At 60.9% G+C, this 9,157-nt stretch carries 10 protein-coding genes and 1 tRNA gene; 4 read left to right on the top strand and 7 right to left on the bottom strand.

Translation table 11 applies throughout. The annotated features are described in order from the left end of the window. Positions 1–6 precede the first annotated feature (6 nt). Together ASD64_RS16090 and cobD are read right to left on the bottom strand one after the other, a co-directional pair. On the bottom strand, positions 7–516 hold the full coding sequence (locus ASD64_RS16090) for a tyrosine phosphatase family protein (protein ID WP_056106845.1): 510 nt from the start codon (positions 514–516) through the stop codon (positions 7–9). Continuing rightward, on the bottom strand, positions 513–1,580 hold the full coding sequence (cobD, locus tag ASD64_RS16085; RefSeq protein ID WP_244480817.1) for a threonine-phosphate decarboxylase CobD: 1,068 nt from the start codon (positions 1,578–1,580) through the stop codon (positions 513–515). The genes ASD64_RS16090 and cobD overlap by 4 nt, the downstream gene beginning before the upstream one ends. On the opposite strand from cobD, the gene cbiB reads away from it, so the two are divergent. Further along, positions 1,558–2,523 (top strand): adenosylcobinamide-phosphate synthase CbiB, encoded by a 966-nt coding sequence (gene cbiB / locus ASD64_RS16080; RefSeq protein ID WP_056106840.1) that lies wholly within the window; start codon positions 1,558–1,560, stop codon positions 2,521–2,523. The genes cobD and cbiB overlap by 23 nt on opposite strands. Positions 2,524–2,544: 21 nt before the next feature. Here the strand turns inward: cbiB and cobO are convergent, their stop codons facing one another. The 3 genes from cobO to ASD64_RS16065 form a co-directional block, all read right to left on the bottom strand. Beyond that, positions 2,545–3,174 (bottom strand): cob(I)yrinic acid a,c-diamide adenosyltransferase, encoded by a 630-nt coding sequence (gene cobO, locus ASD64_RS16075; protein ID WP_056106836.1) that lies wholly within the window; start codon positions 3,172–3,174, stop codon positions 2,545–2,547. 1 nt (position 3,175) lies between these two features. Beyond that, positions 3,176–3,682 carry a bifunctional adenosylcobinamide kinase/adenosylcobinamide-phosphate guanylyltransferase gene (gene cobU / locus ASD64_RS16070; protein WP_056106834.1) on the bottom strand — a complete coding sequence of 169 codons (507 nt, stop codon included), beginning with the start codon at positions 3,680–3,682 and terminating at the stop codon, positions 3,176–3,178. 94 nt (positions 3,683–3,776) lie between these two features. After that, positions 3,777–4,976 (bottom strand): MFS transporter, encoded by a 1,200-nt coding sequence (locus ASD64_RS16065; RefSeq protein WP_056107150.1) that lies wholly within the window; start codon positions 4,974–4,976, stop codon positions 3,777–3,779. A gap of 236 nt (positions 4,977–5,212) precedes the next feature. Here ASD64_RS16065 and ASD64_RS16060 point away from each other — a divergent pair, with 236 nt between their 5' ends. Together ASD64_RS16060 and ASD64_RS16055 are read left to right on the top strand one after the other, a co-directional pair. After that, positions 5,213–6,211, top strand: coding sequence for a heparan-alpha-glucosaminide N-acetyltransferase (locus ASD64_RS16060; RefSeq protein WP_056107148.1), 999 nt, complete (start codon positions 5,213–5,215; stop codon positions 6,209–6,211). Beyond that, positions 6,208–6,681, top strand: a complete 474-nt coding sequence (locus ASD64_RS16055; RefSeq protein WP_056106832.1) for a methyltransferase family protein — start codon at positions 6,208–6,210, stop codon at positions 6,679–6,681. The genes ASD64_RS16060 and ASD64_RS16055 overlap by 4 nt, the downstream gene beginning before the upstream one ends. Before the next feature lie 27 nt (positions 6,682–6,708). Here ASD64_RS16055 and ASD64_RS16050 read toward each other — a convergent pair whose 3' ends face one another. Then, complete coding sequence (locus ASD64_RS16050; protein WP_056107145.1) at positions 6,709–7,095, bottom strand: MerR family transcriptional regulator; 387 nt, start codon at positions 7,093–7,095, stop codon at positions 6,709–6,711. A gap of 178 nt (positions 7,096–7,273) precedes the next feature. Then, entirely contained in the window at positions 7,274–8,692 is a 1,419-nt protein-coding gene (gene mgtE, locus ASD64_RS16045; protein WP_056106830.1) for a magnesium transporter, read from the bottom strand. 360 nt (positions 8,693–9,052) lie between these two features. On the opposite strand from mgtE, the gene ASD64_RS16040 reads away from it, so the two are divergent. Then, positions 9,053–9,137 (top strand) — tRNA-Leu (locus ASD64_RS16040). The last annotated feature ends 20 nt before the right edge of the window (positions 9,138–9,157 follow it).

Here is a 9,157-nt window from a genome sequence, read left to right as displayed (position 1 = left end):
CGGTGACTATGCGTCCAGCGGCAATTCGAACGGTATGCCTTCGAAGGCATCGGCACCGCGCCCGATGCCCTTGATCGCCGCGATCATGCGCCCCTGACGCCCAAGCAGCGCATCGGCAACGGCGACCAGCCTAGGGTTCGGTGTAGCCGAAGGCGACAGCCAGCGCAAAGTCGCAGCCAATTCCCGCTCATCCCGTTCGGGCCTGAGTGCGGCAGCGATGATAAAGGCGGCCGCGGTCGAACGGCTGATGCCGGCATAGCAATGCACAACCAGCGGGCGTGCGCGATCCCAGCCATAGGCGAACTCGAGCAGGCTGCGTACATGACTTTCGCCGGGCAAGGTCATGCCGGTCTGGGCTTCCGCAATGTCGTTCATGGCAAGGTAGAGGTGATTTTCGCTGACGATAGAGGCCGGGCGCGTCATGGTAGTGCCGACGGCAAGCAGCGACACCAAACGCTGCGGTCCGACGCGAACGACGGTTTCCTCGAGTTGTGAGAGCGGACAAACGTGGATCACCGATGTGCTCCTGCGGCTTTCACTATAGACCATTGCGCCAAAGCGGCTTCAAGGCGTTGCCATTCCTCCGCGCCGCCCGGCAGACCGATACGCAACACGTTCGGGCGCCCCATAAAATGACGAAGCAGGATACCCCGCTCGCCCAGTACGGAAAACAGCGATCCGGCCTGATCGAAGGCAATATACCGAAACAGCTTCGTACCGCCCGCAACAGGCACACCATGGCGGCTCAACAGTCCGTCGAGGCGCGAGGTCTCCCCGGCCAACCTTGCCCGCATCGCATCCTGCCAGTTGGTGTCGCCGAGCGCCCGGATACCATATTCCAGCGCCGGCCCTGAAACCGCCCACGGCCCGAGTTGCGCCGCCAGCCGGCTCGCCGTCACGTCATCAGTCAGCACAAAGCCCAGCCGTACCCCTGCCAGCCCGAAGAACTTGCCGAAAGAACGCAGTACGACGACACCGCCTTGCTCCACATCTCCAGCTAGGCTCTGCTCGCGCGGACCGACATCCATGAAGGCTTCGTCGACCACCAGCAAACCGCCCTTGGCGCGCAACGACGCGGCAAGCGTCAACAATTGATCGCGCTCGACAACCCCGCCATCCGGATTGTTCGGATTGACCACAATGGCGAGATCGGCGCCATACAGCGCCTCGAATTCTGAAACTTCCTCGACCTTGTGGCCGGCAATGTCAGCCGCGCGCACATGCTCGGCATAGGTCGGTCCGAGCACGCGTGCCTTGCCCGGCGCAACCAGGGTCGCCACACGCGGCAGCAGAATCTGCGTTCCGGGTGCCGCCACCACATGCCTTGCCGAAGGCACTCCATAAACGTCAGCGGCAATTGCCGTCAGTTCATCGACGCGCCCCTGCTCCGGCAAGCGCGACAAGGCGGTGGCGGGCACCTCGAAAAGCGGATAGGAGTGCGGGTTGATCCCGGTCGAGAGATCGACGAACGGCTCCGGCGCCTGCGGAAACAGCGCCCTGGCCCGACCGATGCTTCCGCCATGATCGACCGCCGCAACTATCTCGTCCGGAATGTCCATGTCGGTCCTGATTGCCTTCATTTCGCTGGTCGTCGAACTACCGTTCGGATATCCGGACCGGCTCTACCGCGCCGTCGGCCATCCGATCACCTGGATCGGCAAGCTGATATCCTTTCTGGATGCGGCGCTCAACCGCGCCTCCCAAACCGACATCGCGCGTCGCCTGTGGGGGGTAGTGTCATTGGCCATCCTCATTCTGGTGCCAGCTTCTGCGGCTGCCGCAATCATCGCCATCCTCGGCCACAGCATGATTGGCCTACTGCTCACAGCCGTGATCGCCAGTTCCCTTCTTTCGCAGCGCAGCCTTGCCACGCACGTACAGGCGGTCGCCGACGCGCTTGAGTCAGGCGGGCTGGAAGCCGGTCGCAAGGCTGTTTCGATGATTGTCGGTCGCGATCCCGACAAGCTCGACGAGGCCGGCGTCAGCCGCGCGGCCATCGAGAGCCTTGCCGAGAATTTTTCCGACGGCATCGTCGCGCCGGCCTTCTGGCTCGGTGCCGGCGGGCTGGTCGGTGGTGTCGCCTACAAGGCGGTCAACACCGCAGATTCGATGATCGGTCACCGCACTCGGCGCCACGAAGCCTTCGGTTGGGCGGCGGCGCGCTTCGACGATCTCGTCAACCTGCCAGCCTCACGGCTGACCGCACTTCTCATCGTATTGTCTGCATATCTCGTCAAAGACGCTGATCCGCAACGCGCCTGGCGCGCAGTACGGCGCGATGCCGGCAAGCACCGCTCGCCCAATGCCGGCTGGCCGGAGGCTGCCATGGCCGGGGCGCTCGGCCTGGCACTGGCCGGCCCGCGTGCCTATGGCGGGGTCGTAGTCGAAGACGCTCTCATGGGCGAAGGCGGCAAGCGCGATGCAACCAGTGCAGACATAAGGCGCGCACTCAGCCTCTATCGTATGGCTGACGCGCTGCTGATTGCTCTATTCGCTATCCTGTCGGTGCTGATCCTGATGTAGCGCCGCCAATCGCGAAACCGGTCAGAACTCAATGCCTTGCTGGGCTTTCACGCCCGCCGCGAAATGATGCTTGGTAGACCCCATTTCGGTGACCAGATCTGCTGCCTCGATCAGAGCCGGCTTGGCATTGCGGCCGGTGATGACCACATGCAGCCCTTCGCGCCGGCCTTTCAAAGCCGCGATCACCTTTTCAAGGTCGAGGTATTCGTAGCGCAACGCGATGTTCATCTCGTCCAGCACCAGCAGGCTGATCGATGGATCGGCCATCAGTTCGAGCGCTTTGGCCCACGCCGCTTCAGCGGCGGCAATGTCGCGTTTCAGATCCTGCGTTTCCCAGGTAAAACCCTCGCCCATCGTGTGCCACGAAACACGGTCTCCGAACACCGCGAAGGCGTCTTTTTCGCCGGTGTGCCAGGCACCCTTGATGAATTGGACAACACCAACCCGCTTGCCGTAACCTAGTATGCGTAGCGCCAGGCCGAAGGCGGCCGTCGACTTGCCCTTGCCCGGGCCGGTGTTGACGATCAATAGGCCCTTCTCGACCGTCTTCTTTGCCACCTCAGCGTCCTGCACGGCCTTGCGCTTGGCCATCTTGGCCCGGTGCCGCTCGGCCTCCTTGTCGTCAACAATCTGGTCGTGCGTATTGGTCATGTCATTTCACCTTGAGCGGCAAGCCCGCCACCATGAGAAGCACCGTATCGGCGACAGCGGCGATCCTTTGATTCAAGCGCCCTGCCTCGTCGCGGAAGCGCCTTGCCAAGGCATTGTCGGGCACGATGCCTTGACCCACTTCATTGGAGACGACAAACCACGGCCCGCGCGGTTTGGCCAAAATGTCGGCGAGGCGCGCGCATTCGACCTCGAGGTCATGGTCAGCCAGCATATGATTGGTCAGCCACAGCGTCAGGCAGTCCACCAAAACTGGCCTGTCGCCCGGCAGCGCCTCGATTGCCCCCGCCAGGTCAAGTGGCGCATCGACAGTTAGCCAACCATCGCCTCGGCGGGAGCGGTGGGTGGCGATGCGTTCGCACATTTCATCGTCGTAGGCTTGCGCCGTCGCGATATAGATCCAGGGCCGAGGCAAGATTGCGACCAGTTCTTCACCATGTCTGCTCTTGCCGGAACGGGCGCCACCGATGATGAATGTCAGGCGGTTCATACCGATGATTGTTTCTCCAGATCAGCGCGTTTTCACTAGCCGACAAACGCCGAGACACCAAACCGAATTGCGCTACGGCTCACACCCGTCATTACTACATCGATTTCGGCAGGTACCGCCACGTGATGGCGCCACAGGCCACCATCAGGCAACCCAGCGTGACGAACACCGATCCGAGGCCGAAAAACATCAGCACCACGGAATAGATCAGCGGAGGCGTCAACTCGGAAAAATCCAGATAGGTGCGATATACCGCCGCCATCTGCGGCCGCTCGTAGGAATGAACCGAGCGCATGAAAACGGTCGAGCCGAGCGCGTCGAGCGCGATGGTGAAAAACGCGCCGCACAACAACAGGCCACCCGTCAGCAGCGGCGCCGAAGTACCGACCGCACCGGCAGCGAACAGCGCAATCGCCATGGCAAAGAAAGCCAGGGTCATCGTCGGGCGCGCACCGAAGCGCTTGCCCGCCTTGCCCCAGAAAATCGCCATGAACAGCAACGCATTGCCTGCGGATATCAGCAGGCCACCGGCAATCTCACCTTCACCGGCGATGACCATGAACAGCGGCCCGTAGACGAAAAACGTCGTCCAGAAGCACGATCTCCCGAAAGCGATCAGCCAGGCCAGCCGAAGGCGCGGCTGTGAAATGAAGCGGCCAATATTGGCGAGCGGATTGACGGCGCGGCTCTTGCCAGCCGCAATCAGCGGATTGTCGCTCAGCCGGTAGAACCAGAATAATGCAAGCAGGATCAAGGCAAAGACCGCGACCGCGCCATGCGCTGCGTAGATGCCGAAATGCGTGTAGAATAAAATGCCCATCGTCGGACCGCCGGTCCAGGCAATCATCGACCACGCCATGCGCAGGGATTCCGACCGCATGAAGTCGGTCTTGCGGATGTGGTCCATGATGTAGAGGTTGAGCGTAATCGAAAGCGCGCTCGCCCCCATCACCCTGCACAGCATGCCCAGCATCTGGCCCGCCAGTGTATGCGTGACGAAGAACAACGAACCGAAGGCGAGCAGGCATGCACCTGCCGTATAGACCCAACGCCGCGCAAAGCGCCTTATCAGCACCGGCATGAACAGCGTGACCGTCAGTCCCAGCAGCGAAACCACCGTATAGAGGATCGACACGGTCTGCTCGTTTTGCAGAATCTCGTACGCCTGGATCGGGATGACGCTCGACACGGTGGCGCGGGCAAACGACTCCGTCGCATAGAGCGACGCGAACGTGCGCGCCCCGGCGGGACGCACCGCCGGAAGCCACATCGGATGCCGCACGTGGGTACCCATCAGTTCCTCCGAGGCCGAATCCCTTGGAAGGATTCGCCGTTCAAATCTGCAATCGCCAGTGCCGTGCCAGTAGCAGGAAACCGACGCCCCGAAGCCGAAAAACGAAGCCGACCAAAGGCTTTCTGCCACTGGACCAACCGAATGCCTGCTCCATTTCTGCTGCAGTGGCTTGAACAGCCGTGTTAGAGATCGCCGGGGCCGGCCAGTTCGTAGTGACGAATTGAAACAGGATGCGCATGACCACCGACGCAATCGCAGAGACCGTCAAAGTGCCGAGAAAACGCATCGTGGCCATCGATGCCGCGCGTGGAGCCGCGCTGTTGGCCATGGCGAGCTACCACTTCACCTGGGATCTGGAATTCTTCGGCTATGCCCCGGCGGGGTTGACGGAATTCGGCGGATGGAAGCTTTATGCCCGCGGCATCGCGTCATCGTTCCTGTTTCTGGTCGGCGTCAGTCTCGTTCTGGCCCACGCGCATGGAATCCGTTGGAAAGGCTTCTGGAAACGCATGGCCATGGTCGTGGCCGCGGCACTGGCAATTACCGTTGCGACCTACTTCGCCACACCCAGCGCATTCATCTTCTTCGGCATCCTGCATCAGATCGCGCTGGCCAGCCTGCTCGGCCTTGCATTCCTGCGCCTGCCGGGATGGGCAACGCTGGCTGTCGCCGCACTCGTCATCGCCGCTCACCACTATCTGCGTTCACCGTTCTTCGATCATCCTTCCCTATGGTGGGTTGGTCTCTCTACCATCCCTCCCCGGTCGAACGACTACGTACCTCTTTTCCCCTGGTTCGGCGCCGTGCTGGCCGGCATGGCCGCCACGAAGCTTGCGACCTCCGCGGGCTTGCTGGCGTGGCTGGCCGATCGTTCGCTTTTGCCCGCAGCGCGCCCTCTCGAGTTGGCCGGCCGCCATAGCCTCGCTTTCTACCTTGTCCACCAGCCAGTGCTGATCGCCTGCGTGTGGTTGGCCGCGCAAGTTTGGCCGGCACAGGTCGCAAGCCTCGAGACCGGATTCACGAATTCCTGCGAGGCTTCATGCCTGGAGTTGCGTGATGTCGATTTCTGCTCCCGCTACTGCGTTTGCATGCTCGATGCGCTGCATGGCGACGGCGGCCTCGACAAGTTGTCCAAAGCCGACCAGACTGCCGATTTCAAGCGCCATGTCGGCGATCTCGCGGCTCAATGCACAGCAAGTACCGACAGGGGCATCTCTGGGGGGACAGTGCAATGACGGCAGCAGCAAGATCGAGCGGGATTCCCTGGCCGCCGCTGATTTACATTGCTGCAATCGTAGGCGCGGTCGCGTTGGGGCTGCTCTTCCCGCTGCCGTGGATTGCGGGACCGCTCAGCGACATTCTATTCGCCGTCGGCGGGTTGGCCATTCTGGCGGTGGTGGCGCTATGGGTCACGGCGGTCCGCACCATGGCGCGCGCCAAGACGACACTGAACCCCACCGGCGAACCCAGTCATCTGGTCACCAACGGCCCCTTCGCTGTTACGCGCAATCCGCTCTATCTTGCCAATACGCTTCTGATGATCGGCGTTGGTCTCGTGTCAGGCATCGCATGGTTCATCCTGCTGGCATTTATCGCCGCGTTCGCCACGCAGAAACTGGCCATCGAATTCGAGGAGAAGATGCTTTCAACGAAATTCGGCAAGAAATACAAGGATTATGCAAAGAGAGTGCGGCGCTGGATTTAGAGCATGTGCCGGCAATCGGGCCTGTACTCAGGTGTTGACACCCAGTTCCACCAGCCGCTCGACGCAGGATTCCTCGGCTTGGTCGAGTTCGGCCAACGTATCTTCGAGGTCGCGGCGCTTCTGGCGTAGTTCCTCGCGTTTTTCTTCGATGCGCTTGATCATCAGATTGAGTTGCCCGACCTCTCCGGGAGGTTCCCTGTATATCTGAATGATTTCGCGGATTTCGCTGATAGCGAAGCCGAGCCGCTTGCCGCGCAGGATCTGCCGGATCAGGTGTCTGTCGGACGGCCGAAACAGACGAGTGCGACCGCGCCGAACCGGCTGAACCAGTCCCTCATCCTCGTAGAAGCGCAGCGTCCGCGTCGAGATGCCGAACTCGCGGGTCAGTTCGGTAATCGAATAATATTCCCGCATCGTCACCCCGCGTGTCGAGGCATGTTCGCGTTGAGTATCAACCATGCGCTGCCCCTTTCCGACCACCCCTCGCGTGGTGCAAAGGAATCGCTGCTGTCGCTGCGAGGGCGAAACTTCGCACGTCGCTTACGTAAAAGTCAATTGATGTGCTCAACCTCGGAGTTGATTTGCGCAACCGTCAATTGACCCCGAACCACCATGTCGCCAGTCCGAGAAAGGCGAAAAAACCAACGACATCTGTGACGGCGGTGACGAAAACTGCGGATGCGACCGCGGGATCCGCGCCCAAACGGTCGAGCAACAGCGGGATCAGGATTCCGCCGACTGCGGCGACGAACATGTTGATGATCATCGCCGCGGCAATGATTCCGCCCAGATTGGAATCGCCGAACCAGGTTGCCGAGACAATACCGATCAGGATCGCGAAAATTACGCCATTGATGAAGCCAACGCCCATCTCGCGGCGAATGATGCGCCAAGCATTGTAGATATCCAAATCCTTGGTTGCCAGGGCCCGCACAGTCACCGTCATCGTCTGCGAAGCAGCGTTGCCCCCCATACCGGCAACGATGGGCATCAGCACCGCAAGAGCCACGATCCGCTCGATCGTTTGATCAAACAACCCGATCACCGACGCAGCCAGGAAAGCGGTGAAGAGATTGACCAGCAGCCACGGCACCCGCGAGCGCGATGTCGTCAGGATGGTATCGGACAGTTCCTCGTCGCCGACACCGCCCATGCGCAGCAAGTCCTCCTCGGCCTCCTGCTGGATGACATCGACCACGTCGTCGATAGTCAGGATACCGACCAGACGCTCGTTTTCATCGACCACGGCCGCGGACAGAAGGTCGTACTGCTCGAACTCACGCGCGGCCTCTTCCTGGTCAATCGTGGCCGGGATGGCATGGCGCGTTTCATGCATGATCTCCTCGACCTTTATGGTCCGCTTTGTGCGCAGGATCTGGTCGAGGTCGATCGCGCCAAGCAGCTTGAAGGTAGGGTCGATGACGAAAATCTGGCTGAAACGCTCAGGCAGGTCGTTGTCTTCTCGCAGGTAGTCGATCGTCTGGCCAATGGTCCAGAACGGAGGCACAGCAACAAATTCGGTCTGCATGCGCCGACCGGCCGACTCTTCCGGATAGTCGAGCGACCTCCTGAGCCTGACGCGCTCGGTAAAAGGAAGCTGCGACAGGATCTCATCCTGGTCTTCCTGGTCGAGGTCTTCCAGAATGTAGACGGCATCGTCGGAATCGAGTTCCTGCACGGCCTGCGCGATCTGCTCGTTCGGCAGATTATCGACGATCTCGAGGCGGATTGCCTCGTCCACTTCGGTCAGCGAGGAAAAGTCGAAATCAGCGCCAAGCAATTCGACGAGCGTCCGTCGCTGGTCCGGTTGCAAGGCCTCCAGCAAATCGCCCAGTTCCGACTGGTGAAGGGCGCCGACATCCTGCTTCAACGTCAGGGTGTCTCTGTCGGCAATGGCCGCGCCGATATGCGCCAGGAACGAGCTTAGGATAACGCCATCTTCGCCATAGATGTCGTCACGGGCCGCCTTGGCGGCCGGAGCGCCGGTCGCTGGTTCGTCCTGGCCTTCCAAACATGCCTCGTGGTTGCTTTCGGGGAAGAATTCCCCGTAGGTCTAGAGCAAGTCGGGTCGAAATATCAAACGAAATGACAGTTGGTTATCGAGTAGCTTGTATCTGAAAGCAGCTTCTGACGTCGCCTGAGATTGCCGCATAAGTCTCAGCACGGCCACGATAAAAAACGGCAGGAATGAAAGGCATGTGAGGGCCTGAGTTGCGTTTGCGCTCGTAGCGCCGTTGTCAGGGGCCGGACTCAGCGCCGGCAACCACGCAAAGCGCTTCTGATATTCCGCGAATATTACGACGCATGCCCTTGTTTCGATGGGAGTGATTTGCTACACGCCGCGTGCCGGACCTGTCCGGACCTACCACGTGCGGTCGTGGCGGAATTGGTAGACGCGCAGCGTTGAGGTCGCTGTGGGGCAACCCGTGGAAGTTCGAGTCTTCTCGACCGCACCAAAACTTCCTTCCTTAAATCC

This window comes from Mesorhizobium sp. Root157, assembly GCF_001427385.1.
Classification (GTDB): domain Bacteria; phylum Pseudomonadota; class Alphaproteobacteria; order Rhizobiales; family Rhizobiaceae; genus Mesorhizobium.
Note: the sequence above shows the minus strand (reverse complement) of the source record. Positions and strands in the feature narration are given on the sequence as shown.